The 25,391-nt window shown below is 62.4% G+C and carries 18 protein-coding genes and 1 pseudogene; 7 read left to right on the top strand and 12 right to left on the bottom strand.

All coding sequences use genetic code 11. The features are described from left to right. Positions 1-296 precede the first annotated feature (296 nt). A pseudogene (locus RZS28_RS18155) lies at positions 297-3,194 on the bottom strand (Rne/Rng family ribonuclease). An 890-nt stretch (positions 3,195-4,084) separates the two neighbouring features. Between RZS28_RS18155 and RZS28_RS18150 the strand changes: the two are divergent. Both RZS28_RS18150 and RZS28_RS18145 read left to right on the top strand, forming a co-directional pair. After that, positions 4,085-5,413 (top strand): N-acetylmuramoyl-L-alanine amidase, encoded by a 1,329-nt coding sequence (locus tag RZS28_RS18150; protein ID WP_407339122.1) that lies wholly within the window; start codon positions 4,085-4,087, stop codon positions 5,411-5,413. 432 nt (positions 5,414-5,845) lie between these two features. Then, positions 5,846-8,257 (top strand): penicillin-binding protein 1A, encoded by a 2,412-nt coding sequence (locus RZS28_RS18145; RefSeq protein ID WP_407339121.1) that lies wholly within the window; start codon positions 5,846-5,848, stop codon positions 8,255-8,257. 64 nt (positions 8,258-8,321) lie between these two features. Here RZS28_RS18145 and RZS28_RS18140 read toward each other — a convergent pair whose 3' ends face one another. The 5 genes from RZS28_RS18140 to RZS28_RS18120 form a co-directional block, all read right to left on the bottom strand. Continuing rightward, a complete protein-coding gene (locus tag RZS28_RS18140) occupies positions 8,322-8,459 on the bottom strand; it encodes a hypothetical protein (protein ID WP_407339120.1) in 138 nt (45 codons plus the stop codon). Then, positions 8,456-9,085, bottom strand: a complete 630-nt coding sequence (locus tag RZS28_RS18135; protein WP_407339119.1) for a hypothetical protein — start codon at positions 9,083-9,085, stop codon at positions 8,456-8,458. The genes RZS28_RS18140 and RZS28_RS18135 overlap by 4 nt, the downstream gene beginning before the upstream one ends. Before the next feature lie 76 nt (positions 9,086-9,161). Further along, positions 9,162-9,320, bottom strand: a complete 159-nt coding sequence (locus RZS28_RS18130) for a hypothetical protein (protein ID WP_407339118.1) — start codon at positions 9,318-9,320, stop codon at positions 9,162-9,164. Next, the gene (locus RZS28_RS18125) at positions 9,320-9,616 is read right to left on the bottom strand and encodes a nucleotidyltransferase family protein (RefSeq protein ID WP_407339117.1); all 297 of its coding nucleotides are present in this window, start codon (positions 9,614-9,616) and stop codon (positions 9,320-9,322) included. The genes RZS28_RS18130 and RZS28_RS18125 overlap by 1 nt, the downstream gene beginning before the upstream one ends. A gap of 71 nt (positions 9,617-9,687) precedes the next feature. After that, the gene (locus RZS28_RS18120; protein WP_407339116.1) at positions 9,688-10,038 is read right to left on the bottom strand and encodes a hypothetical protein; all 351 of its coding nucleotides are present in this window, start codon (positions 10,036-10,038) and stop codon (positions 9,688-9,690) included. A gap of 175 nt (positions 10,039-10,213) precedes the next feature. Here RZS28_RS18120 and prfB point away from each other — a divergent pair. The 3 genes from prfB (at position 10,214) to RZS28_RS18105 (ending at position 12,782) form a co-directional block, all read left to right on the top strand. Next, positions 10,214-11,345, top strand: a protein-coding gene (prfB, locus tag RZS28_RS18115) for a peptide chain release factor 2 (RefSeq protein ID WP_407339115.1) whose coding sequence is annotated in 2 segments (ribosomal slippage) — positions 10,214-10,282 and positions 10,284-11,345 — 1,131 coding nt in all. Because the reading frame shifts where the segments join, the coding sequence is not laid out codon by codon here. A gap of 106 nt (positions 11,346-11,451) precedes the next feature. After that, positions 11,452-12,291 (top strand): rhomboid family intramembrane serine protease, encoded by an 840-nt coding sequence (locus RZS28_RS18110; protein ID WP_407339114.1) that lies wholly within the window; start codon positions 11,452-11,454, stop codon positions 12,289-12,291. Positions 12,292-12,305: 14 nt separating this feature from the next. After that, positions 12,306-12,782 (top strand): DUF2721 domain-containing protein, encoded by a 477-nt coding sequence (locus RZS28_RS18105; protein ID WP_407339113.1) that lies wholly within the window; start codon positions 12,306-12,308, stop codon positions 12,780-12,782. A gap of 7 nt (positions 12,783-12,789) precedes the next feature. Here the strand turns inward: RZS28_RS18105 and RZS28_RS18100 are convergent, their stop codons facing one another. The 4 genes from RZS28_RS18100 to dxs all read right to left on the bottom strand — a co-directional run bounded on the left by RZS28_RS18100 (position 12,790) and on the right by dxs (position 17,452). Continuing rightward, the gene (locus RZS28_RS18100; protein WP_407339112.1) at positions 12,790-14,061 is read right to left on the bottom strand and encodes a class I SAM-dependent RNA methyltransferase; all 1,272 of its coding nucleotides are present in this window, start codon (positions 14,059-14,061) and stop codon (positions 12,790-12,792) included. Further along, the gene (locus tag RZS28_RS18095) at positions 14,058-14,816 is read right to left on the bottom strand and encodes a TlyA family RNA methyltransferase (RefSeq protein WP_407339111.1); all 759 of its coding nucleotides are present in this window, start codon (positions 14,814-14,816) and stop codon (positions 14,058-14,060) included. Before RZS28_RS18095 ends, RZS28_RS18100 begins: the two co-directional genes overlap by 4 nt. A gap of 32 nt (positions 14,817-14,848) precedes the next feature. After that, positions 14,849-15,376: a phosphate-starvation-inducible PsiE family protein gene (locus RZS28_RS18090; RefSeq protein ID WP_407339110.1), complete on the bottom strand. Its 528-nt coding sequence runs from the start codon at positions 15,374-15,376 to the stop codon at positions 14,849-14,851. Positions 15,377-15,580: 204 nt separating this feature from the next. Continuing rightward, the gene (gene dxs, locus RZS28_RS18085) at positions 15,581-17,452 is read right to left on the bottom strand and encodes a 1-deoxy-D-xylulose-5-phosphate synthase (RefSeq protein ID WP_407341168.1); all 1,872 of its coding nucleotides are present in this window, start codon (positions 17,450-17,452) and stop codon (positions 15,581-15,583) included. Between the two features lie 647 nt (positions 17,453-18,099). On the opposite strand from dxs, the gene RZS28_RS18080 reads away from it, so the two are divergent. Then, on the top strand, positions 18,100-18,681 hold the full coding sequence (locus RZS28_RS18080) for an HdeD family acid-resistance protein (RefSeq protein ID WP_407339109.1): 582 nt from the start codon (positions 18,100-18,102) through the stop codon (positions 18,679-18,681). Positions 18,682-18,804: 123 nt separating this feature from the next. Further along, positions 18,805-21,483 (top strand): pyruvate, phosphate dikinase, encoded by a 2,679-nt coding sequence (gene ppdK / locus RZS28_RS18075; RefSeq protein WP_407339108.1) that lies wholly within the window; start codon positions 18,805-18,807, stop codon positions 21,481-21,483. 25 nt (positions 21,484-21,508) lie between these two features. Here ppdK and mdoH read toward each other — a convergent pair whose 3' ends face one another. Continuing rightward, complete coding sequence (gene mdoH, locus RZS28_RS18070; RefSeq protein WP_407339107.1) at positions 21,509-23,737, bottom strand: glucans biosynthesis glucosyltransferase MdoH; 2,229 nt, start codon at positions 23,735-23,737, stop codon at positions 21,509-21,511. After that, positions 23,725-25,287, bottom strand: a complete 1,563-nt coding sequence (locus RZS28_RS18065) for a glucan biosynthesis protein (RefSeq protein WP_407339106.1) — start codon at positions 25,285-25,287, stop codon at positions 23,725-23,727. Before RZS28_RS18065 ends, mdoH begins: the two co-directional genes overlap by 13 nt. Positions 25,288-25,391: the final 104 nt, after the last annotated feature.

The following is a 25,391-nucleotide window of genomic DNA, read 5'->3' as shown; positions in this document are numbered from 1 at the left end:
CGGCTAATGCCAAACCTCGGAAGGTGGCCGGGCGCAAATCCCGGCCATATCCGCTGCGCCTTAACCCCTGAAGCTCGCTTTCGCGCGTTGCCACCAGCCGGAGCGCTTCGGACGCGCCGGATCGTGTTCGACCGGCTGCGGAGAACTCAGCTGCGAAGAGCTCTCCTGCGGCGCGCCGACAGGGTGGGACGGAGCCTCGCCTTCGACGGGCGCGCTATCTTGAACCGGCGCCGGCGGCGGGGCTTCCCGGGTATTGGTTTCTGCGCCCGCAAATGGGGCGATTCCGGCGCCGCCAATCAACTCCGGCTCGTGGACGGGGGGCTGGAATTGTCCTCCATCATCGGCTCCCAGAGCCGTGTCGACCGCGCTAGGCTGAATGGCTGGCGCTTCGGCCTCGCCGCTCGGGACCTGGCCACGCGCCGCGCGCGGCGGCCGGCGACCGCGCCGCGCCGGTCTTTGCGGCGCGTCTCCGACGTCGCCTTCCGCATTGGCCGATGAGGGCCGCTTCCTGTTCGGGTTCCGCCTTTGGGTGAATTCCTGCGCCGGCTCGCCGACGCGCGCGGGCTCGAAGCCAGGCTCGCGCTCGCGCGCATTGCGTCCGCCGCGGCGCGACCGATGGCGCGGGGGGGCTCTGGAGCCGGTGTTTCGGCAGTGAAGAGATCAAGCGCTGGTTCAGCTTCGGCTTCCGCTTCGGCTCCGCCTTCGCCCACTGGTCTCGGCTGAAGGCCGCCGATCCGCGCAATCGCTTCAAGCGCGTCATCGGGAGGCTGCGGCGTTCGCCGCGATCCCCGAGCCTTCGCGATCGCCGCCGCGTCCGCGCCTGCGTCTGCGCCTGCGCTTGCGCCGACCGTCCGCGTCGCCTTCGGCGTCGCTTTCGCTCGTCTCGCGCTCGCCCGCGTCATCCAGCGTTTCGGCTTCCTGGCCGGCGTCGAATAGGGCTTCTTCGCCGGCTTTTTCAGCCTCCGTCTCTTCATCGGTTTCGGTGAAGAAAATATCCGCGGGGGCATTGACGGCCGCGCGCGGAATTTCGCCTTGCGGTAGCGCGACCACCTCACCTGCGCCGACAGCGAGCTCGCCGCGCTCCAACGCATGATAGGTGGAGCCGGTAAGGGTCTCGTCGGCTCCTATCGTCACGGTTACGCCGAATCGCTTTTCCAATTCGCGCAAATGCTTGCGCTTCTGATTGAGGATGTAGAGCGCGACTTCCGTTCTTGTCTTGACGATGAGATCATAGCTTGCGCTCTTGATCAGAGTGTCTTCCAGAATCCTCAGAACATATAGAGCGATGGAGGAGGTGGAGCGGATCGTCCCGGCGCCGGCGCAATGCGGGCAAAGGATGGTCGATCCTTCGAGAACGCCGGTGCGGATGCGCTGGCGGGACATCTCCAAAAGGCCGAAATGCGAGATGCGGCCGACCTGAATGCGGGCTCGATCGTTCTTCAAGGCCTCCTTCAACCGGCGCTCGACGGAGCGATTGTTCCGGTTTTCCTCCATGTCGATGAGGTCGAGGACAATCAGGCCGGCGAGATCGCGCAGCCGCAATTGCCGGGCGATTTCGTCACAGGCCTCGAGATTGGTGCGAAGCGCCGTGTCCTCGATATTATGCTCGCGCGTGGAGCGGCCGGAGTTGACGTCGATCGCGACCAGGGCCTCGGTCTGATTGATGACGATATAGCCGCCCGACTTCAAGGTGACTTGGTTCGAGAACATGGCGTCGAGCTGCGTTTCGACGCCGGACTTCGCGAACAAGGGCTGCGGATCGCGATAGGGCTGGACGTTCTTGGCGTGGCTCGGCATCAGGAGCCGCATGAATTCTTTCGCCTCGCGATAACCGTTCTCCCCGGCGACCACGATCTCGTCTATGTCCTTGTTGTAAAGGTCGCGAATGGCGCGCTTGATCAGCGAGCCCTCCTCGTAGACGAGGGTGGGCGCGGTCGACTGCAAGGTGGTTTCCCGCACCGTCTCCCACATGCGGAGCAAATATTCGAAATCGCGCTTGACCTCGGCCTTGGAGCGCGAGGCCCCCGCCGTGCGGAGGATGACGCCCATGCCTTCCGGCACTTCGAGCTCCTGGGCGATGGATTTCAGCCTCTGCCGATCGGTAGAATCGGTGATCTTGCGCGAAATGCCGCCGCCGCGCGCCGTGTTCGGCATCAGCACGGAATAGCGCCCCGCGAGCGACAAATAAGTCGTCAGGGCGGCGCCCTTATTGCCGCGCTCTTCCTTCACGACCTGCACGAGCAGCACCTGGCGGCGCTTGATGACCTCCTGAATCTTATATTGCTTGCGATAGCGCTGCGGGCGGAACGGCACCTCTTCCATCGCGTCGCCGCCGAGCTGCTCGACCTGCTCGTCCTCCTCCTCGCCTTCGTCCTCGGAGTCGTCCCGACGCTCGACGGCAGGCCTCTCGACATCGCCGCGCCGCGCTTCATGCTCCTCGGAGGCGTTGTCATCCTGTTGGGAGCTGTCATCAAAGGCTTCGCTCAGGCCGCTCGCGCGCTCCTGGTCTTGGCCGCGCGCCGAACCATCAGACGCCGGCGCAGCCGCAGCCTCGTCTTCAACAAAGCCGTTAAGGGGCTCGGCCGTAAACCCAGTCGCCGCGGCGCTGACGCTCCCGGCCGGAGCGACGTCCTCGCCGGATGCGTCCGACGCCGGCGCGACTTCTTGCGGCAGGCCGTCGGTCTCTTGCGCGGGGCCGCAATGGCAGGGGCCAACGCCTGAGCTTCGCCTTGCGCCTCCGCGCCAAGGCCGGGCTCCGCTGCGTGGGGCGCCTCGCCTTCGTAAGGCTCGGACAGCGTTTCGTCCTCGCCCCGACGTTTTTCGGCGCGCCGTCCGTTTCGATCGCCCCGGCGGAATCGCCGGCTGCGCCGCTGCGAGCGAGAGTCTTCGTCGTCGTCGTCGTTCTGGGCTTTTGCGTCTTCCTCGATCAGAGCCTGACGGTCGACGACGGGAATCTGGTAATAGTCGGGATGGATTTCAGAGAACGCGAGAAAGCCATGCCGATTGCCGCCGTAGTCGACGAAGGCGGCTTGCAGCGATGGTTCGACGCGCGTGACCTTGGCGAGATATATATTGCCGCGAAGTTGTTTTTTGCTGGCGGACTCGAAATCGAATTCTTCAACCCGGTTGCCGCGAAGGACGACCACCCGGGTTTCTTCCGGATGGGACGCGTCTATGAGCATTTTGTTGGCCATGGGAAACTCGTTTAAGCGCGACGGGCGCGGGGCCGCGGCCGCCGGCGAAAGTCTGCGAGCGAGACTCCGCGGCGAGGTGCGGCCGACACAGGAGCGCGTCGGGCATGGGATGGAGGGGAGATTTGGAAAAGGGAAACGCGCGTTGCGACGCCTCGTTGAGGGACAACGCGCGATGGCTTGATCTCCCGGGGCAAGCTCCGCCCGGGAAGTCGCGGCCACTACGCATGAACTTCGAAACCAAACGCTTTGGACCAAAAAGAACAGGCGCCGACGCAGCCGAAGAAATCACATAATCGCTATGCATGAAGTTCGCTGAATCACTCGCCGCAGAGCAGCCCATCTCGTCGTTACCTAGTCGAAACGGCTTGCCCGAAACGGAAACCGTTAAACATTCATTCCGGGCCGGCGTCGCTCCGCCCCGCCAGCTGAGGCGCTGTCTCCGATCCGGCTTGCGCGTCGGGACATCCATGATCCAAACGTCAAAGAGCGACCGCCGAAACCGGAACGCCGAAAACTCAAACGGCGCGTTACCAAAGGAGCGAACCCGAGCCGCCAAAAAACACCGAAGATCTGACGCAGGCGAATTTTCGAGCCCGAAAAATCACCCTTTCATATCAAGTTCGTTATCAGTTTGGCAAGTTTTTTACTGAGCTGCGCCTGTGCCGTGATGGCCCGCGCCGCGGATTTCCGTCATGGTTATACGGCGTTAACCTCGCCGGTCTTATGACCTAGAAGCAGGTTCGCGCGTTTGGAAGATGCGCGTAAGGGATTATTGGAAGCGTTGAACTGACGTTCATGCGGACGCGGTGCGCGCCGCAAGGCGAAACGGGGCGAATCGAATGCCGAAGGGCGCGACTATTTGCAAGGCTGGCGGTCCATTGGCTATCGCCATGATTGCAGCGCTCGCGGCTTGGTTGATCTCCCCGGCCGCATCGCATGCCGAGGCGCTTGGAGGCTCCCGCGCGCAAGGCCAGCTAGAGCCTGGGGGACGGCCAGTCGCCACTGCGGCGAGGCTTGAGGAAAACGGCGACAAGGCTAGGCTCGTGTTCGAGCTTTCGGCGCCGGTCGACGCTGCGGCCTTTGTGCTGGCGGGGCCAGCGCGCGTCATCGTCGATCTGCCGCAGGTCGAATTCGCTCTCGATCCGGAGACCGGCAAGCCGGCGAAGCGCGCGCATCATCGGCGCCGACGCGGCAAATCTGTGGGCCTTGTCGTCTCGTTCCGATTCGGCCAGCTCGGGGAAGGAAAGTCGCGCATCGTCATTGACCTCGGCGCTCCAGCGCGGATCTTGCGCGCGACCAGCGAAAAGAGCGACGGCGACGGCAAGGCGCATCTGGTCGTCGAACTGGCGAGGACCGATCGCGCCAGTTTTCGGGCGGCGGTTCAAAGCGCGCGCGCAGCCTTGGCCGGGCAGCCTCATTCCGTGCGGGCGCAAAAATTGGAGGCGGCGGCCGGAAAGCCGATTGTCGTGATTGATCCGGGTCACGGCGGAATCGACAGCGGCGCTATCGTCAACGGCTTGGTGGAAAAGAATCTGGTGTTTGACTTTGCCAAGGCGGTCAAGGCCAAGCTGGAGGCGGACGGGCGCTTCACGACCGTCATGACGCGCGACGACGATAGTTTCGTGCCGCTTTCTGAACGCGTCAGGATGGCCCGCGAGGGCAACGCCGCGCTGTTCGTGTCGATTCACGCCGACACTTTGTCCGACGCCGCCGATGTCGCGGGAGCGACCATCTATACAGTGTCAGACCGCGCATCGGACAAGGAAGCCGCGCGGGTCGCCGAAAAGGAAAACCAATCCGACGCCGCGGCCGGGCTGGATGGAGCGGAGGATTCGGGCGACGTCTCCGACATATTATTCGACCTCACGCGCCGGGAAACGCGCGCCTATAGCCACGTCTTCGCCCGCACTCTGGTGAATTATTGGAAAGTCGCCGGCCGGCTCAACAAGAACCCGCAGCGTTCGGCGGGATTCCGCGTCTTGAAGGCGCCCGACGTTCCATCCGTCTTGTTGGAGCTTGGCTATCTCTCCAATCAAAAGGATGACTTATCGTTGGCGTCGCCGGAATGGCGCGACCAAGCCTCGAGCCGGGTCGCTGACGCGATCGAGGCGTTTTTCTCCGCCCGAGGGACGAGTGGACCCATTCCATCTGGGGACAGGGAGCGGACGCCGCTCGAAGAGACCGCGCCGGCGACGGATGTCGCGCATCGAACCCACTAGCTTGCCTTCGGCCTTTTGCCGACAGGTCCGATAGACTCATTTCCGATAGACTCATTAGCGTACAGGAAACGGGCATTTTCGACAGCGCTTGATCCAAAGCGGCGAATTAGGGCAGGCGAGCGGGCGGCCGCCTAATTATCAACACAAAAACGCCGCACGGACGAGGCATCACACTCGCCAATGGCCATTGGCGAGAAGCCCCAGGAGCGCTGCAGGCGCATGTTGCGATCAGCGTTTCGATCAGGCTCCTAGAGCGCGTTCCGATTGGATGGAATCCATCCAATTGATTAAGAACTCGCTCCAGAGCCGAGCTTCTTTAACGCATTGGAGATCGAGACCATATCCGGTTTCGGATCACGCGATCGAACAAATGGGGCGGGCGATTTTCCCGACGATGGCGGCGCGCCCCTGATTTCATAGAGGCCTATTCGCATGCGGCTCATTGCCCGATTCTTTGGATTTATTTTCGCGACCGGCGCCATTCTTTTCATTGTTGGGGCTTCTGTAGCCGGACTTCTGGTTTGGAAATTTCAGCAGGACCTGCCGGACTATACCCAGCTCAAGGATTATGAGCCGCGGGTCATGACTCGCGTCCATGCCGGCGACGGGTCTCTCCTGGCCGAATATGCGCGCGAGCGGCGTCTCTATCTGCCGAGCGCGGCCATCCCGCCGCTCGTCAAAGAGGCCTTTCTCTCTGCTGAGGACAAGAATTTCTATACCCATGCCGGAGTCGATCCGGAAGGCATCCTGCGCAATCTCTTGATCCTGGCGCAGGGCGGCAAGCGGGTGCAAGGCGCCTCGACCATCACCCAGCAGGTCGCCAAGAACTTTCTCCTGACGAATGAGCGCACCATCGAACGCAAGATCAGGGAGGCGCTGCTCGCCTTTCGCATCGAGGGAGCCTATTCGAAGGACAAGATTCTTGAGCTTTATCTGAACGAGATCTATCTCGGCCTCGGCAATTACGGCGTCGCCGCCGCGGCGCTGAACTACTATGGCAAATCGGTCCACGAACTCACGGTTGCGCAGGTTGCTTATCTCGCCGCCCTGCCGAAGGCGCCGAATAATTATCATCCTTTCCTGAAGAGGGAGCGCGCGATCGAGCGGCGCAATTGGGTGATCGACCGCATGGTCGAGAATGGTTATGTCACGCGCCAGGAGGGCGAAAAGGCCAAGTCCGAGACGCTCGGAGTCAATCCGCGGGTTCTCTCGCCGAATTCCTTGGCCGCGGGATTTTTCGCCGAGGAAGTCCGCCGCGAGCTCGGCGAGCGCTATGGCGAGAAAAAACTCTATGAAGGCGGCCTCTCGGTTCGCACGACTCTTGATCCGAAAATGCAGCTGATGGCGCGGCGCGCGCTGGTCGACGGCCTCGTGCGTTATGACGAGGCGCATGGATTCCGGGGCCCCATGCGCCATATCGACATCAGCCAGGATTGGGGCATCCCACTCGCTGATGTCCCGGCTCTCGGCGACGTCGCGCCCTGGCGGCTCGCCGTGGTCATCGATGGGACCGAGTCCAGCGCGCGGATCGGCTTGCAGCCGCGCCATGAGAAATCCGGTGAAATCGAGCGCGAACGCGAATCCGGCGTGCTCACCAATGTCGGACTGCATTGGAGCCGCGGCTCGGATTCCCGCACCTCCCTCGGGCCAGGCGACGTGATCTATGTCGAGGCGCTCGAAGGAAAGCCTGGCCAATATCGGCTGCGTCAAATCCCGGAGGTCAGCGGCGCGATCGTGGCGATGGACCCCTATACCGGCCGCGTGTTCGCCATGGTCGGCGGCTTCTCGTTCGACCAGTCCGAATTCAACCGGGCGACCCAGGCGCAGCGCCAGCCGGGCTCCTCCTTCAAGCCTTTCGTCTATGCGACCGCGCTCGACAATGGCTATACGCCGTCCTCGATCATTCTTGACGCGCCGATCGAAATCGATCAAGGCCCGGGCCTTGGCGTGTGGCGGCCGGAGAATTTCGAAGGCAAGTCCGGCGGACCGCACACATTGCGCTATGGCGTCGAGCATTCGATCAACCAGATGACCGTCCGGCTCGCCCGCGACGTCGGCATGCCGCTCATCGCCGAATACGCCAAGCGCTTCGGGATTTATGACGATCTGCCGCCGTTCCTGGCCATGTCGCTCGGCTCCGGCGAAACCACATTGCTTCGCATGACCACCGCCTATTCGATGCTCGCCAATGGCGGCAAGAGGATCAAATCGACCCTGATCGATCGCATCCAGGACCGCTGGGGCCATACGATCTACCGCCACGACGAGCGCGTCTGCGAGAGCTGCGATGCGCCCAAATGGGAGAATCAGCCGGAGCCCCGGCTGATCGATAAGCGCGAGCAGGTGCTCGATCCGCTCACCGCCTATCAGATCACCTCGATCATGGAAGGCGTGATTCAGCGCGGCACCGGCCAGTCGATCAGGGATGTCGGCAAGCATCTCGCGGGCAAGACCGGCACGACGAACGAGGCCAAGGACCTTTGGTTCGTCGGCTTCTCGCCCGATCTCGCGGTCGGCGTGTTCATGGGCTATGATCAGCCGCGCTCGCTCGGCGATTCCGCTCAGGCCGCGCACTACACCGCGCCGATCTTCCGCGATTTCATGAAATTGGCGCTGAAGGACAAGCCCGACGTTCCGTTCCGCGTGCCGCCGGGGATCAAGCTGATCTCCGTCGACGTCAAGTCGGGGATGCGCTCGAACGGCGCGGGCTCGATCCTCGAGGCGTTCAAGCCCGGCACCGCGCCGCCCGACACCTATTCGGTCGGCGACGCCTCGCCGCGCGCCCAGACCGTCAACCCTGACGCGGATCGCCTAGTGGGGACGGGCACGGGCGGGTTGTATTAGTGAGTCCGTTTGGAGTTTTTGCCGCTGTCTGAAACAGTCATTAATGTTCTTTCAGCGATTCAGGTCACGGAAATCCGCAGCGGCGCGGGTGAGGGTTGCGAATGTTGGCGGTGAAGAATTCGAAGAAGCGATGGGCGGCGCGTTCGTCGCCAGCGGCGATCAAGGCGGAGGCGCGGTCGGTGAAGGGGACGAACTGATTCATTTTTGCCGCCTTCTTTCTTTCTTTGGAGCGAAATGATCCTTCGACTGAACATTGATCGTGAAAGGAGGCGCCGCGGCCCGATAGGCGGCTGGCATAGCGTCGAAAGCCTGCACAATTTCGCTAGCGACCCTCCAATGCTCTTGCTTGACCCATTCGAGAACGAATTGCGTCAGGGCTCGTAAGGCTTTCAGCTCAGGAAGCGCAACGAACGGTGTGAGGAGGTTAAGGGAAACGGCCTCAATAGCGGTTAAATCGGCCGACCTGACAATCAGCGAAAACACACCATTGAAGAGCTGGTCATCATGGGCGACAAGCTTGTTCCGGATGCTTTGGAGCCGCTCAAGTTCGTCTCGCTGCTCAAGGGAAAGCATCTTCTTTTTCAAAGGCCTCAAAGCGTGATTCAAATCAAAGCATCGGCAGAACGCCAACAACGCCGCGTCAGCCAAGCCCGCAAATACGAAGGTTTGATCTGAGGTATCCTGCGGCGCGTCGCTAGGGATGAGGCTGAGCCAACGCTCGACGATCTGCAATTCGCCCATAAACACGGCGAGCCTCCTGAGTTCCTTGGCCTCCGGCGAATCAATGCCGTGCACAGTCGCCCCGTCCGGATAACCGTCGAGCACCAAATTCCCATTTTCCCGTCTAATTCCCCGAACCACGGTCGACCCTATATAACCCTATATATATGTCTGTGCTGTGCGCTTACGTCTCTTTCGAAGCGATGGTAGCGCGCACGGCTGCGACCAAACCGGCGAACTGCTGCCGCACAATTCGCCACAGCGTCTCCGGGTGGCTATCTATAAGTGCCGCCTCTTCGATGATGTGACGCAGACGGTTGATCGGATTTTTGCTTGGAGCCATCAGAAAATCCGGATGGCCTCGCTCTCGATCGTCGGACGATAGAATTTAACCAGGCCGCCGCGCGTTCCGTAATCGACTCGGCGACCGCAGGCTTGGTCCAGGGCCTCGTGCGCGCCAATAAAGTGGTCGAGATCGTAAAAATCATCGGAGGCCGGATCGACGAACACGTCCACGTCGGACTCCTCCTGCGCCTCGTCGCGGGCATGAGAGCCGAAGAGATAAAGCGCTCCGACGCCATGCGCCCGAAGCTCTGGCTCGGCAGATTTCAGCTTCGCGATGATTTCGGCGCGTTTCATTCCGCTAACCTCACCCAAATCCCTCCTTTGATCCAAGCGACGTCGCCCGCCTATATGGCCAGTTCTCGGTGTCAGACGTCGCCCGTGGATTGCGCGGCGCTGCGTTTTTTCACGTCGTCTATGTCTTCGAGCAGCCGCTTCAAATCGTGAATCGCTTTTTTCTCGGCCGGCGTCAGCGCGCGATCCGGCTTGAAATGCTCGATTAGGACGCCCAGCGCGTCTTCAATCCTGCCGAGCTGCTTGCCGTAGCTCGCCACGTCGGAAAGAATGTCTTCCTCCACCTTCGGGTCAGAGGATTTGCCGAGATTTAGGCTGATCAGGCTGAACTGATTCCCGATCGAGTTGAGAAATCCTGTCCACCAGCCAAAGGATTGGCTGACGTCGCCCGACAGCGGCAGCTTGAAATCTGGCATCGCGATCATCTCCCCCTTCGTGGAAAGACCATATCCGCGCCGAAGCGAAGGACCAAACTTTCATAATGCGCGGGCGCCGTCCGCCCGGCCATTTACATCACACGCCAGCGACCTTATCTTCGCTGCAACTTGCGACGCTCCCGTCGCATTCGGTCCATCTCCATCCGGAAAGCTTTGCAAAACAATGCGCGCCGAAGCTGAAACGCTGGTCCAATCGATCAAGCAATCCATGGGATTGCTGAGGAGGCATCTTTGACGTCGATTCCTCAATCCGACGTCTCGCCGAACTGAACAATAAAGCCGAAGATCCAAACCTCTGGAACGACGCCGAGGCCGCGCAAAAGATCATGCGTGAGCGGACCGAGCTCGAGGACAGGCTCGGCTCGATCAATCGCTTCGAGAGCGAGCTCGAGGACGCCGTGACGCTGATCGAGCTGGCCGAGGCGGAGGATGACGCCCTGAGCGAGAAGGAGGGCGTCGATCAGCTCAAGGCGTTGAAAGTCGAAGCTGAGCGGCGCCAGATCGAGGCGCTCCTGTCCGGCGAGGTCGACGGCAATGACGCCTATATCGAGGTCCATGCGGGCGCGGGCGGCACGGAAAGCTGCGATTGGGCGCGCATGTTGTTTCGCATGTATGCGCGCTGGGCCGAGCGGCACAAGTTCAAGGTTGAAATCATCGAGGAAACGGCAGGCGACGAAGCCGGGCTGAAGTCCGGCACATTGCTCGTCAAGGGCCATAACGCCTATGGTTGGGCCAAAACCGAGTCGGGCGTGCATCGCCTGGTTCGAATCTCGCCTTTCGATTCCAATGCGCGCAGGCACACGAGCTTCGCGTCGGTCTGGGTCTATCCTGTCATCGACGACAGGATCGAGATCGACGTGAAGGAATCCGATTGCCGCATTGACACTTATCGCTCGTCGGGCGCCGGCGGCCAGCACATCAACACGACCGATTCGGCTGTCCGCATTACCCATATTCCTTCAGGCATAGTCGTCGCCTGCCAAGGCGAGCGCTCGCAGCACAAGAACAGGGCGACCGCCTGGAACATGCTGCGCGCGCGGCTCTATGAGCAGGAAATCGAGAGGCGCGAGGCCGAGGCGAGCAAGACCGAAGCGAGCAAGACCGATATTGGCTGGGGCCATCAGATCCGCTCCTATGTGCTTCAGCCTTATCAGCTGGTGAAGGACCTGCGGACCGGCGCGACCTCGGGAACGCCCGCCGAGGTTCTTGACGGCGAGCTTGACCCGTTCATGGAGGCTGCGCTCGCCCAAAAAGTCTCCGGTGGCGCTCCGGTTGAGGTCGCGGACGTGGACTAGAGCGTTTCCCGATCAGAATGCGAGCCGATCGATTTGATCGCGTTTCGAGCTTGAAAGGCGAGCCTGATTCCGCGTCGCCGGACATTTTTGTCGATGAGGCTTGCCCATGCGCCGCGGGAAGGAAAAAATATTCAACGTGCCGACGGTGATCGTCAGCATTATCGTGATTCTTGTCCTGATCGAAGCCCTCTGCGAATCGATCTCCCCGCGGCTTTACCTTGAAATTCTCCAGAATTTCGCTTTCGTGCCGGGCCGGTTCACCTTTGCTTTCGACCCCGACCGCGTATCCGCGGCCTATAATGCGATCAGCCAGCAGGGCGAGGAGCGCGCTCAATTGGAGCGCTTTTTTCTCGGCGATGGCCGGCCCCTCTGGTGGACGCCGCTGACCTATGCGTTTCTGCATGGCGGATGGCTGCACGTGGGCCTGAATTGTCTCTGGTTCGTCGCTTTCGGCTCGGCCGTCGCGAGGCGGTTTGGAACGCCCCGCTTCCTGCTCTTTTGCGCCGCCACGGCAATTGCCGGCGCGGCCATGCACTACGTCACGCATATCAGCGATCTGCAGCCGGTCGTGGGCGCTTCCGCCGTGGTCTCCGGCGCCATGGCCGCGGCGGTGCGTTTCGTATTTCAGCCGGGCGCGCCGCTTGGCCAGACTCTCGGCTTCGGGGAACAGCCGGCGGAAGATCACGCCTATCGCCTGCCGGCGTTGCCTTTGCCGGAGATTTTCTCGAACCGCAGCGCCATCAGTTTTCTCGCCTTCTGGTTTCTCGCCAATTTCCTGTCCGGCGTCGTCCCTGGACCGCTGGGGATCACTGACGCCACCATCGCCTGGGAGGCCCATATCGGCGGCTTTCTGGTCGGGCTTCTGGCGTTTCGCTGGTTCGATGCGCCGCCGCCTCTGGCGGCTCGGCGGCGGGAAAAACCTGACTCGTTTATCGATCGACTCTAGCCCGGCCGGTTCGCATGTCGCCAGTCGATAATCCAGCGCCCGCCCTCGATAGCGTCGCCCATATCATCCAGGTTGCGCTGACGCCGGTCTTCCTGCTGGCTGTATTCGCGCAGTTTTTCAACGCCGTCTCAACCCGCATTGGCCGCGTCGCCGACACGACGGAACGGCTCGCCGAAATGATGGAAGGCGCCGGCCCCGATGAAGCCGCGCGTTTGCGGAGGCGGCTCGCTTGCCTTCGCCGGAGGTCTCTTGCGCTCGACGCTGCGGTCGCGCTCGGCGCGCTCGGAGGCGTTTCGACATGCGCCGCCATTCTGGCCCTCCTCGTCGGCCATTATCGCAATTCCCCGAGCGTGACCGGTCTTTTGTTGCTATTTGGTTTTGCGATCTCGTGCATCCTGGGGGCGCTCGTGGCTTTCGCCATCGAGATCGCGATGGCGGGCAAAGGTCTGCGCTCGGAGGCCGCGCGTTCAGATCGCCGCGCGCGACGATGAGGCGGCATTACCCGAGAAGCCGCCGGCCGCGTCGCGTCTCCGCCGGCCGCCGGAAGATGCCGATGATCTCCACATGAGGCGAATGGCGAAACTGATCGATCGGCTCGACCCGCACGATCTCATAGCCGCCGGCGCATAGGATTGCAGCGTCGCGGGCGAAGGTCTGAGCGTTGCAGGACATGGCGACGACAAGCGGCGCGGTCGAGGCCGCAAGCGCCCGCGCCTGTTGCTCGGCCCCGGCGCGCGGCGGATCGAACACAATGGCGTCGAATTGCGCCGCCTCCTGCGGCGAGAGCGGATGCCGAAAGAGATCGCGCGACTCGACGCGGACGGGCCGCAGGCCAGGGATCAGCGCCGCCTTGGCCAAAGCGCCAAGCGCCGCCTCTTCGAGATCGAAGGCATGGATCTGCGCGAATTCCGCCATCCGCAGGGAAAAAGTTCCGACGCCGGCGAAAAGATCGGCGACGCGGCCGGACCCTGCGATTGCGGCGCAAACTTTCGCCGCAAGCAGCTCTTCGCCCGCGGCTGTCGCCTGCAGAAATGCGCCCGGCGGCGGCGCGACCGTGGCTTTTCCCATGGCGAGCATAGGCGTTCGTTGGACCGCGACGATCACGCCATGGTTCGAAAGCCGGGCGAGATCATGCCCAAGCGCTACGCCGACAAGCTTTCGCGTTTCATTCTTGCCGAGCGGGCCATGGCCTTTGACATCGACATCGAGGCCGGAGGCCGTGGCAGTCACAAGAATGTCGAGCGGCTTGGCCGATGCGGCGAGCGCCTCCGCAATCGCGCGCGCTGCTCGCGGCGCGTCGCGCATCGAAGGGGCAAGCACAGGGCAAGCGTCGATTTCGACGATCTCATGCGCCCGCGACTGCATGAAGCCAATCGCGGCTTGGCCGCGGGAATCATAGCGCGCATGAAAAGTCGCGCGCCTGCGCCCTTCGCCATGCGCGTCGGCGAGCGCCGCGACCTCAATCTCGAGTCTCGCCTGCCTGATGGCGTTGACGACATTGCCCCGCTTCCATTGCGCGTAAGGCGCTGCGGCGAGCGTCTGAACCGCGCAGCCGCCGCAAACCGAAAAATAGCGGCAGAAAGGGGCGATGCGATTCGGGCTCGGAGTTAGAACCTCGACGAGGCGCCCACGCGAACCGTCGACTTCGGCGATGATGGTCTCGTCAGGCAAAGCATAAGGGATGAAGACAAGGCCGTCGGGCCCCCGCGCGACGCCTTCGCCGCGCTGGCCGAGCCGATCGATATGGAGCCGGGCGCTGAGGCTGATCATGCGCGAGCGGCGCCGATGAGATATTCGCGATTGCCGTCGCCTCCCTCGATCGGGGAGGGAAGCAGGCCCACGACCCGCCAGCCGAGGCGCAAGATCAGAAGCTCGACGTCGGCGCAGACCTTGCGCCTGACCCCTTCATCCTTGACGACGCCCTTGACGACATGGCCGGGGCCCGCCTCGAATTGCGGCTTGATCAAGGCGACGAGCCCCGCGTTTTCAGCGGCGAGCGGCAACACGGCGGGAAGCACCAGAGCCAGCGAGATGAAACTCACATCGCAAGTCACCAACTGCGGCGCCGATGCAAGTGACGCGCGGGTGAGGCTTCGCGCATCGGTCCCCTCATGCGATTTGACCCGGGGATCGCGGGCTATATCGGGATGCAATTGGCCATGCCCGACATCGATCGCCACAACCTCCGCCGCGCCGCGGCTCAGAAGAACATGGGTGAAGCCGCCGGTCGAGGCGCCGATGTCGAGACAGGTGAGGCCGTTGGGATCGAAGCCGAAGCCGTCGAGGGCGGCGGCGAGCTTGACGCCGCCGCGAGAGACCCAGGGGTAGGGCGCCATGGCTTCGATCTGGGCGCTGGAGCCGATGGGCTCGGAGGGCTTGCGCAGGATCTTGCCGTCAACGCGCACGAGGCCGGCCGCGATTGCTTCCTGCGCCTTGGCGCGGCTCTTGAAGAAGTTGCGGTCGACGAGAGCGAGATCGGCGCGTTTGCTTTCGATTTGGGTCTCCGATGCCGCGTTTCGGCGCATTTGCGGTCAAATTTGGAAGAAGCCGACGGCTTTCAGCCGGCGGAGGCGGAACTCTCACCGTCGACCTTGCAGCGGTCCAGCCCCCGCACCAGCCAATAGACCAAGCCCAGCGCCAAGACCGCAAAACCGAGGGCCATGACCGCGAGTGGCTCGGTCGCGGTCACGTCCATGATGATAAATTTCCGAACGATGGCGAGCAGGGCGATGAGAATGACGGTGCGGAGCTGAACAATGCTCTCCTTGCGGTGAAAAATGCTCAAAATCGTATGGTTGAACTCCAACGCGATCAGCACGGTCATGATCCTGCCGAAAACAACTTGGAACACGGTATGGTCCAAACTCGAAGGCGGGCTGGAGAATAAGTCCCACGCCTCGCCCATGACCAGATGCGCCAGCGCTATGAGGATGACGCCGCTGACCAGAACCGTCAGGACGAGCGCCACGGCTTGCTCAAAACGTTCGTAGAGGCCAAGCCTTGGCCAGGCTTCCTTCGTCTCTTGAAACAGACGAAAGCGCCGCCCTTCCTGGATATTCCGCTCCGGCCCGACCTCATTGACCATCGCTCAACCCCTTTGTGATTTTCGAGGCGGTGGAAAAAGCGGCAGCCGCGCCATCAAGGCGACCGGATGCGTCGGATCATTTAATATCTAGCAGGAGCAGTCGCCAAGCCCTTGGGTCCGGCGCCGCGCTGCTTGGTCTCCAAGCGCGGCGCAGGGTTTGCGCTCGCCGCCCCTCCTTTTGCCGCTGGCGAGGAGAGCCCACCGTCAGGCGATCATGACTTTCACCGCGTCGGCGTCGCGGCCGAGCGTCGCCAGGACCTTGGCGACGACGCCTTTCGCGTCGAGGCCTGCGTGGGCGTAAAGCTTTTCCGGCTTGTCATGATCGAGGAAGCGATCGGGAAGCACCATGGAGCGGACTTTCAGGCCGCGCGCGCCGCGCCCGTCGAGGGCGCCTTCCTCGGCAAGGGTCTGCATCACGAAGGAGCCAAAACCGCCGACGGAGCCTTCCTCGATCGTGATCAGCACTTCGTGATTGGCGGCGAGACGCAAAAGAAGCTCGACATCGAGCGGCTTGGCGAAACGCGCGTCGGCGACGGTGGTGGAGACGCCATAGCCGGCGAGATCCTCCGCTGCTTTCAAGACTTCGGCAAGGCGGGTCCCGAGCGATAGAATCGCGACCATATTGCCTTCGCGGAGAATTCGGCCGCGGCCGATCTCCAAGATCTCGCCCTCGGCCGGCATTTCGACGCCAACCCCTTCGCCGCGCGGATAGCGCAGCGCAATCGGGCCTTCGTCATAGGCTGCGGCGGTTGCGACCATATGGACGAGTTCGGCTTCGTCGGCTGCCGCCATCACCACCAAATTCGGCAAGATTCCGAGGAAAGAAATGTCGAAAGAGCCGGCATGGGTCGCGCCGTCCGCGCCGACAAGGCCGGCTCGGTCGATGGCGAATCGGACTGGCAAGTTCTGGATCGCCACGTCATGGACGATCTGATCATAGCCGCGCTGAAGAAAGGTCGAATAAATCGCGCAGAAAGGCTTGAATCCTTCCGTCGCCAGGCCGGCTGCGAAAGTCACCGCATGCTGCTCGGCGATTCCAACATCGAATGTCCGTTCCGGAAAGGTCTTTTGGAAAATGTCGAGCCCGGTGCCGCTAGGCATTGCGGCTGTGATGGCGACGATCTTGTCGTCCTTTTGCGCCGCCTTCACGAGGGCGTCGGCGAACACATTGGTGTAGAGCGGCGCGTTTGGCTTGGGCTTCACCTGCTTGCCAGTGACCACGTCGAACATATTGACGCCGTGATATTTGTCGCTCGAAGCCTCGGCCGGGCCATAGCCCTTGCCTTTTTGCGTCACGACATGGACGAGGATCGGCCCTGTCTCCTTGAAGTCGCGGACGTTCTTCAAGACCGGGAGCAAATGATCGAGGTTGTGGCCGTCGATCGGTCCGACGTAATAAAAGCCGAGCTCCTCGAACATCGTGCCGCCGGCCCAAAAATTCCGCGCGAATTCTTCAGTCTTGCGCGCCCTGTCGTAGACGAAACGCGGCAAATGCCGGCCAAGCTGTTTCACCGCCTCGCGCACGGAGCGATAGGCGCCGCCGGAGACGAGCCGGGCGAGATAGGCGGAAAGGGCGCCGGCCGGAGGCGCGATCGACATTTCATTGTCGTTCAAGATGACGATCAGACGCGAGTGCATGGCCCCGGCGTTGTTCATCGCCTCATAGGCCATGCCAGCCGACATCGCCCCATCGCCGATCACAGCGACGACATTGCTCTTCTGGCCGGCGAGCGTATTCGCCACCGCCATGCCGAGGCCGGCCGAGATGGATGTCGAGGAATGCGCTGCTCCAAACGGGTCGTATTCGCTCTCGGACCGCTTGGTGAAGCCGGAGAGGCCGCCGCCCCGACGCAGCGTCCTGATGCGATCGCGCCGCCCGGTGAGGATCTTGTGCGGATAGGCCTGGTGGCCAACATCCCAGATCAGGCGGTCGCGCGGGGTGTCGAAAACGTAATGCAGGGCGACTGTGAGCTCGACAACCCCGAGGCCCGCGCCGAGATGTCCGCCAGTGACGGAAACCGCGCTGATTGTCTCCGTGCGCAATTCGTCCGCGACCTGCGCGAGGTCCGCCTCCATCAATTGGCGCAAATCGGCCGGCGAAGCGATCGTGTCGAGCAGGGGGGTCTTGGATGATGTCGTCACGGGCGCCTCATTTATCGCAAAACCGGAAGCCGGGGATGCCTTCCATGGTGAATGCTGATTCGATTCAAGACGAAAAACTCCGGTGATTTTTCGTCTTGGCAACCTTTCTGAAACGTGAATAACGAACAAATTTCAATGCTGCAACGCTAACCGCGCGAAGCGGCCCGCGCGGGTACATTTAGCGCTCCGGCGCGACCTTTCGGTCACAGATTGCCAATTATTAACCGGGGATCGGCCATCATCCCGTGCCTTTCCGCACGCCGGGATCAGGCGATAAGCTTTTTTCTTTTCCGACCGGCGGCGGTTTCGAATCTTGAAAGCCGAACGCGAAACGAGCCGGGACTTCGAGCCAAATTGGCTGCGCGCGCCTCGTTCCCTGTGTCTTCCCTATGTCAAAAGAGCCTTGCGTGGAACCTTCCAGGCTTCAGACCGGTTGGAGCCGAGCCTGTGCGAGAAGGAGCATTTGCGCTATGTTTGACGCATGGCAATGCTCCTGTGACTGCGGCGTCGCATTGTCCTCGGGCGGAAGGCATCTGCGTCTTCTGAAGATCGCGCAACGACGGGTGGAAGGAATTTGACGCATGACATATTCGAATAATGTCGATCCCGCTCCAGGGGGGCCTCGAACTCTGGGGACCGCGATCGAGCGCCTGCGGCATCGCTGGGGCTGGATGGTCGCCTTTGGTCTTCTCGTGGCCTTGTTCGGCGTCGCCGCCTTGATCCTGGACGTTTCCGCGACGATCGCTTCTGTTTACACAATCGCCATTTTCATCATCATCGCCGGCGCCGCCGAGATCGCCACCGGCATCGGCGCCAAGAGCTGGGGACGTTTCTTTCTTTGGATCCTTGGCGGTCTGCTTTACATTGTGGCCGGCGCATTTGCGCTCGCAAACCCCTTTATCGCGGCCTATTTCTTAACCTTGATGCTCGGCGCGGGCCTCATCGCGACAGGCGGGGTGAGAATTTATCTGGGCACGCAATTGGGCAAGGAAGTGCGCGGCTCCGTTATTTTTTCCGGCGTGCTCACTTTGCTCATTGGCATTTTGATCGTCCTGGGCTGGCCCTCGAATACGCCCTTCGTCTTAGGGATTCTCCTCGGCGTCGATCTCTTGTTCTGGGGCTTGGCCTGGGTCAGTTTTGGTTTTCGTCTGCGCCGCGCGTGAGCCCGCAATGGACGGAGACAAGAGCTCACGGTGAAGCACGGGCGGTGCTCCCGGCCTGAAAGGTCCCTTTGATCTGTTCGCGCCGCCGAGCAGGTGCGGATAGGTCTTTGGCGGAGGACCAAAATGGTCAAATGGGTTTATACTTTCGGCGATGGTCTGGCCGAAGGGGCGAGCAGCCTGCGCGATCTCCTTGGGGGCAAGGGCGCCAACCTCGCCGAAATGGCGAAGCTCGGCCTGCCTGTTCCGCCTGGCTTCACGATCACCACCGAGGTTTGCACTTATTTCTACGAGAACGAAAAGCGGTTTCCGCCTGAGCTCGGGCCGCAAGTCGAAGCCGCGCTCGCCTATATCGGCGGTTTGACCGGCAAGGCGTTTGGCGACGAAGAGAATCCGCTTCTCGTCTCGGTCCGCTCCGGCGCAAGGGCCTCCATGCCCGGCATGATGGACACCGTCTTGAATCTGGGCCTCAACGACGTCACCGTCGAGGCCTTGGCGAGACATGCCGGCGACGCGCGTTTCGCCTATGATTCCTATAGGCGCTTCATCCAAATGTATTCGAGCGTCGTCCTTGGCATTGAGCACGGGCACTTTGAGGAAATCTTAGAATATTACAAAGAGCTCAAAGGCCTGACTCTCGATACGGAGCTCGCCGCCGAGGACTGGAAAAAGCTGATCGTTGATTTCAAGGCGAAGGTCGAGGAGGCGCTCGGCGCGCCTTTTCCACAGGCCCCGCATGAGCAGCTCTGGGGCGCGATCGGCGCCGTCTTCGGCTCCTGGATGACCGCGCGCGCAGTTACCTATCGACGCCTGAACGACATTCCGGCGAGCTGGGGCACCGCGGTCAATGTTCAGGCCATGGTCTTCGGCAATATGGGGGAGACCTCAGCGACCGGCGTCGCCTTCACTCGTAATCCCGCGACCGGCGCGAAGGAACTCTACGGAGAATTCCTTCTCAATGCGCAAGGCGAAGACGTCGTGGCGGGAATCAGAACGCCGCAGAATATCACCGAGGCGGCGCGGCGGGCGGCTGGATCCGACAGGCCTTCGATGGAGACCGCGCTTCCGGAAGTCTTCGCCGAATTCGCGCGGACCATGAACCTGCTCGAAAAGCACTATCGCGACATGCAGGACGTGGAGTTCACCGTCGAGGAAGGCAAATTGTGGATGTTGCAGTGTCGCGACGGAAAGCGCACGAGCAAGGCCGCGCTGCGCATCGCGGTCGATATGACCAATGAGGGCTTGATCAGCAAGGAAGAGGCGATCGCATGCGTTGATCCGGCCTCCCTCGAGCAATTGCTGCATCCGGCGATCGATCCCAAGGCGGAGCGCCGCGTGATTGCGATCGGCCTCCCGGCGTCGCCCGGCGCGGCGAGCGGGGAGATCGCATTCACCGCCGACGAGGCCGAGCGGCTGAAAAACGCAGGCCACAAGATCATCCTCGTGCGGATCGAAACCAGCCCGGAGGACATCCATGGCATGCACGCGGCGGAAGCCATCGTGACGGCGCGGGGCGGCATGACCTCTCACGCGGCGGTCGTCGCGCGCGGCATGGGCAAACCCTGCGTTTCCGGAGCCGGCTCGCTGCGCATCGATTACGTGAAAGGCGTCATGACCGCAGCCGGGCGCGATTTCAAGACGGGCGACCTGCTGACCGTGGACGGAACCACGGGCCAGGTGATCTGGGGCGAGGTCAACATGATCCAGGCTGAGCTGTCCGGCGAATTCGCCACGCTCATTGGATGGGCGGATGCCGCGCGGCGCATGAGCGTTCTCGCCAACGCCGAGACGCCGCAGGACGCCCGCATGGCGCGAAAATTCGGCGCCGAAGGCATCGGTCTATGCCGGACCGAACATATGTTTTTTGCGGCCGACAGAATTCTAGCCGTGCGTGAAATGATTCTCGCCGACGATGAAGCCGGCCGGCGCGCCGCGCTCGCAAAACTGCTGCCGATTCAGCGCGGCGATTTTATCGAGCTGTTCGAGATCATGGCGGGCCTGCCTGTGACGATCCGCCTGCTCGATCCGCCATTGCACGAGTTCCTGCCGCAGCGCGAGGCGGAAATCGCCGAGGTGGCGGAGTCGCTTGGCGTCCCGGTTGAAAAGCTTCAGCGCCGCCTGGCGGGTTTGCGCGAGGTCAATCCGATGCTGGGCTTTCGCGGCTGCCGTCTCGCGGTCGCCTATCCCGAGATCGCCGAAATGCAGGCCCGCGCCATTTTCGAGGCGGCCGTTGCGGTCAAGAAAAAGACCGGCGAGGATCTTCGGCTCGAAATCATGGCGCCTCTCATCATTTGCAAGGCCGAGCTTGATCTCGTCAAGGCCTGCGTCGAAGCGATGGCGAAGGCCGTCGCCGACGAGACCGGCGAAGCAATTTCCTATTCGATCGGCGCGATGATCGAAACGCCGCGCGCCAGCCTGCGGGCGGCGGAAATCGCCGAGACCGCCGAGTTCTTCTCTTTCGGAACCAATGACCTGACCCAGACCTGTCTCGCGCTCTCGCGTGACGATGCGGGTTCTTTCCTCGGCCGCTATGTCGCCAAAGGACTCTTACCCGCCGACCCTTTCGTCACCCTGGATCAGGCGGGCGTCGGCGAACTCGTCGAAATCGGCGCGACGCGCGCCCGCGCCGCACGGCCCGACATCAAGCTTGGAATCTGCGGCGAACATGGCGGCGATCCCGCCTCTATCGCCTTTTGCGAAAAGCTCGGCCTGAACTATGTCTCCTGCTCGCCCTTCCGCGTGCCGATCGCAAGGCTCGCCGCGGCGCAGGCGGCGCTTGGAAAGAAGCCGTCGAGCCAGGCCTAGCGCCCAAGCCTAGGGTCAGCCGGGATCACGATCCCCCGAGCGAAACAGCGGCGGCGAGCGGCCGCTCGGGCGGCAGACGCGAAAGGCGTTCGATCAGCCGCCGGTCCTGCAGCATGGCCATGCGCTCTTTCGGCTGCAGCCAGGACACCGCTTCGCTCAGCGTCTCGGCCTCGGCGATCTTCGCCTCGGCGAGAGCCCAGTCGGACGCGATATTGCCATCCCGGCGATAGGGTCCGCGTGGCAACCAGGCAAGATGGACAGCCCAGAATCTGGGATCGGCGTTGATGTCGTAGATATCGGCCAAGCCCGCAACTTCCCCGCCGGCGAGCTCCCGCGCCAAGGCGTTGGAGCGCGCGACGACGGGCGCCTGAGTCTGCTCCTCGGGGGTCATGAGGAGGCCGATGCGGCGAAAGGCGAGTCCGACGGAGAGCAGCCCTGTCGCCCAGGACAGGAAAATCGCCAGGATGAGGCCGAGGATGGTGGGCGACATCCAAGCTACGAGCGAAGGCGAAATCGAAAGCCCCGCGACGAGAGAGAGGAGGCCCATGGCGACATGGGCGCGGTGCCGGCGGACGATCGCCCTGAAAGGAATCGAGCCGTCGTCGCGCCTTTGCGGATCCCAGCCCGTATCAAATCCGAACACGAAATGCATGACGTGACCGGATTGGATCAGCATCATGATCGGGGCGAGCAGCGCCGACATGATGATTTCGAACAAGGTCGAGACGACGAGCCTCAACGCGCCGCCGCTGCCGCGCCGCGTCGCTTTCTGGATCAAGGCGAGCGCCAGGCCGAAGAATTTGGGCAGGAGCAGGATCGTCATGGTAAGCTCGAAGAGCGACAGCGATCGCGCCGCGTCAAATCGCGGCCAGGTCGGGAACAAAGTGAACTCGCTCGTGAAATATTCCGGCCTGATATAGCTCGCCTGCAGGACGAGCGCGATGCCGATGAAGAGTTGCAGCATCCAGAGGGGGGAGGCGACATAGGCCATGATGCCGGTGATGAAATGCTGTCGCGACGCCATGCGAAGGCCCTTCGCCGGCAGAACCCGTAAATGCTGCAAATTGCCCTGGCACCAGCGACGGTCGCGGGCGGAAAGGTCGATGAGGGACGGCGGGCTCTCCTCGAAGCTGCCGCCGAGGTTCGGCAGCATATAGACGGCGTAGCCGGCGCGAAGGATCAAGGCCGCTTCGACGAAATCATGGCTGAGGATATGGCCGCCGAACGGGGGCCTTCCGCGCAAGGTCGGCAGACCGCAATGGGCCGCGAAGGCCCGCGTGCGGATGATCGCATTATGTCCCCAATAATTGCCGTCTCGCCCCATCCAGGTTGAAACGCCGGCGCCGATCACCGGGCCATAGATGCGGGCGGCGAATTGCTGGACGCGCGCGAAGAGCGTGTTGCGGTTGATGATGAGGGGAAGCGTTTGAATGATTCCGGCGTCGGGATCGGCCTCCATCGTCGCCGCCAGCGTCACGATCGAATGGCCGGTCATCAGGCTGTCGGCGTCGAGCACGACCATATGCGCATACCGGCCGCCCCATCTCGTGACGAAATCCTGGATATTTCCGGCCTTGCGGTAAAGGTTCTTCGGCCGGTGCCGATAGAAAATGCGGCAGTCCCGCCCGATCCTCTCCCGCATCGCGATAAAGGCCTGTTCTTCGGCGATGAAAATCTCCGGATCCGTCGTGTCCGACAGAAAAAACCATTCGAAGGAGGCGCCAAGGCCCGTCGCCTGAACCTCCTCGATCATGGCTTGCACGGCGCCGAACACGCGGGCCGGCGCCTCATTGTAGATTGGCATCACGATCGCTGTTCGCTCACGCAGCGCGGCTGGAGGCGCGGCCGGCTTCGGCGCAAGGAACAAGAGCCAGATGAAGCCGGCGATAGCGCTCGTGAAGGCGAGCGCGATCCAGGAAAAATTGGCGACGAAGAGAATGACAAGGGCCCATTCGAGCGGCGTGACGCCGCCGACCGCGACCACTTCATACATTTCATGCGCGCCATAGGCGGTCAGGGCGAAACCGCCGCCGAACACAAGGAGCCGCGCCAGCCAGCACCCGAGCTCGAGCCGACGAACGAGGCTTTTGCGTCGCTCGGAGCTGGAGAAGCGAGAGAGGCTCTGCGTCGGCATCGCGAGGGGCGCCTCCGCAGGCGTGCAGGCGGAGGGATCGAACGCATCGGCGGAGGAGTCCAACGGACGCAACTGCGTCACCGTCGGCTCGTTCGGCTGTACATTGCTCACGGCGTCCATCGATAAATCCAGGTCTCGCTGATCGGCTTGCCTGCGGCCTCAATCACCAAGCGCAGTTCCGAAGAGGATTCGCCGCCAAAATCGAGTTCGAACAAGACTCGGCATGACGCCTTGTCCGCCGAAGCGAATGTTCGAAGCGAGGTAATCGTTCCTGGCGACGCGCTCAAGTTGGGCTTCAGATTTTCCGCGTTTTGGGGCTGGCTGAGGATGTCTCCGGCGAATTCGACGATGAAACGGCGGCGTTTTGGTGACGAGCCGCGTCCCTCGAGCGATTGCGCGGTTATGGCGAGCGCGGGGCGCTCGGGCGGGCTCCAGCACCAGAATTGCCGGTAGGCGAAAGCCGTCTCGCTTCCGGCCGCGAGCGGCTGCTGCGGTTTCCAATAGGCGATGATGTTGTCGTTGACTTCTGAATCGGAGGGAATTTCGATGAGCTGGATGCCGCCGAAGGACCAATCGCCGATGGGCTCGATCCAGACCGAAGGGCGCGACTCCCAATGTTGGTCGTCGTCCTGGTAATGATCGAAATTGCGGTCGCGCTGGAGAAAACCGAAGCCGCGCGGATTTTCGTCGACGAAGGTCGAAATCTGCAGAGTGTCCCGGTTCGAGACCGGGCGCCACAACCATTCGCCTTTGCCAGTCAGCATCTGCACGCCGCCGACTTCGCTGACGTTCGGCCGCAGGTCCTCAGCCCGGCGCCGGTCGTCGATCGCGCCCGAGAGATGGGTCGCGCTCATCGTAGCCAAGCCGAAATTATCGACAGCCACCCTTGCGAACAGGGTGCATTCGGCGTCGATGATCGTCGCCTCGACGGGTCGGATCGTGAAGCGAAAGGCGCCGGTCACGCTTTCCGAATCGATGAGGGCGTGGACGACGAGCGCGTTCGCCGCAAGGGTCGGGCGTTCGATCCAGACGCCGCGGAGCGCTGGAAACTCCTCGCCGCGGGGATCGGCCGTCTTGATCGATATCGCCCGCGCCATGGCGCCGAGATTTTGGCCGCGCGCCACGGCGCGAAAGAAGCTTGCGCCTTGAAAATTGGCGAGCTCGGAAAAATCGCCGCCATCTTGGGCCGCAAGCACGCGAAATCCGGAAAATCCAATGTCGCCCAAATTGGCCGGCGGCGAGAGCTTGCCGAACTCGAACAGCGATGGATCATAGACGATGCGCCGCGCTTCGCCTCCGGTCACGATGTTGAGTTGCATCGGCGTCGAAAAAATGAACCCGCGATGCAGAGGCTCGAGCGCGAAGCCGACATTCTCCGACGCCCAAATCGCCGCGCCGGGCCGCTGGCGAATGCCGACATATTGTTCGTAGTTGAGGTTTCGGAAGGGCTCGGGAATGTCGGCCGACGGGGCTTTGAAGGCCTGCTTGGACAGGCTCCTGGCGGCCTCCGTCACCATGCCGGGATCGAAAGGAGAGGGCTCGCTCAAGCCAAAACTCGGCGGGGCCGTTTGCGCCAGGGCCGTTGCGCCGATAAGCGACGGAAGGCCGGCGCTCTGCCCGAAGGCGACGCCGCCGAGGGCGAGTTTCAAAACCTCCCTACGCTGGACCATGAAGCCGACTGTCGGGCGCGCCGCCGCGCCGCTGCTGAAGGAAAACTATTCGTTTATCCTATAGCGCATAATGCGGCGGCGATAAGATCCCTTCCAAGCCTTTT

The sequence above is a fragment of the Methylocapsa polymorpha genome, from assembly GCF_045689225.1.
Classification (GTDB): domain Bacteria; phylum Pseudomonadota; class Alphaproteobacteria; order Rhizobiales; family Beijerinckiaceae; genus Methylocapsa; species Methylocapsa polymorpha.
The sequence above is the reverse complement of the archived record's forward strand: the minus strand, read 5'-3'. Positions and strand labels throughout refer to the sequence as shown.

Bases quoted from the DNA above. Each gene is read 5' to 3' on its own strand.
- RZS28_RS18150 (WP_407339122.1), top strand. From the start codon at position 4,085: ATGATTGCAGCGCTCGCGGCTTGGTTGATCTCCCCGGCCGCATCGCAT.
- RZS28_RS18145 (WP_407339121.1), top strand. From the start codon at position 5,846: ATGCGGCTCATTGCCCGATTCTTTGGATTTATTTTCGCGACCGGCGCC.
- RZS28_RS18140 (WP_407339120.1), bottom strand. From the start codon at position 8,459: ATGAATCAGTTCGTCCCCTTCACCGACCGCGCCTCCGCCTTGATCGCC.
- RZS28_RS18130 (WP_407339118.1), bottom strand. From the start codon at position 9,320: ATGGCTCCAAGCAAAAATCCGATCAACCGTCTGCGTCACATCATCGAA.
- RZS28_RS18125 (WP_407339117.1), bottom strand. From the start codon at position 9,616: ATGAAACGCGCCGAAATCATCGCGAAGCTGAAATCTGCCGAGCCAGAG.
- RZS28_RS18120 (WP_407339116.1), bottom strand. From the start codon at position 10,038: ATGATCGCGATGCCAGATTTCAAGCTGCCGCTGTCGGGCGACGTCAGC.
- RZS28_RS18110 (WP_407339114.1), top strand. From the start codon at position 11,452: ATGCGCCGCGGGAAGGAAAAAATATTCAACGTGCCGACGGTGATCGTC.
- RZS28_RS18105 (WP_407339113.1), top strand. From the start codon at position 12,306: ATGTCGCCAGTCGATAATCCAGCGCCCGCCCTCGATAGCGTCGCCCAT.
- RZS28_RS18100 (WP_407339112.1), bottom strand. From the start codon at position 14,061: ATGATCAGCCTCAGCGCCCGGCTCCATATCGATCGGCTCGGCCAGCGC.
- RZS28_RS18095 (WP_407339111.1), bottom strand. From the start codon at position 14,816: ATGCGCCGAAACGCGGCATCGGAGACCCAAATCGAAAGCAAACGCGCC.
- RZS28_RS18090 (WP_407339110.1), bottom strand. From the start codon at position 15,376: ATGGTCAATGAGGTCGGGCCGGAGCGGAATATCCAGGAAGGGCGGCGC.
- dxs (WP_407341168.1), bottom strand. From the start codon at position 17,452: ATGGAGGCGGACCTCGCGCAGGTCGCGGACGAATTGCGCACGGAGACA.
- RZS28_RS18080 (WP_407339109.1), top strand. From the start codon at position 18,100: ATGACATATTCGAATAATGTCGATCCCGCTCCAGGGGGGCCTCGAACT.
- ppdK (WP_407339108.1), top strand. From the start codon at position 18,805: ATGGTCAAATGGGTTTATACTTTCGGCGATGGTCTGGCCGAAGGGGCG.
- mdoH (WP_407339107.1), bottom strand. From the start codon at position 23,737: ATGGACGCCGTGAGCAATGTACAGCCGAACGAGCCGACGGTGACGCAG.
- RZS28_RS18065 (WP_407339106.1), bottom strand. From the start codon at position 25,287: ATGGTCCAGCGTAGGGAGGTTTTGAAACTCGCCCTCGGCGGCGTCGCC.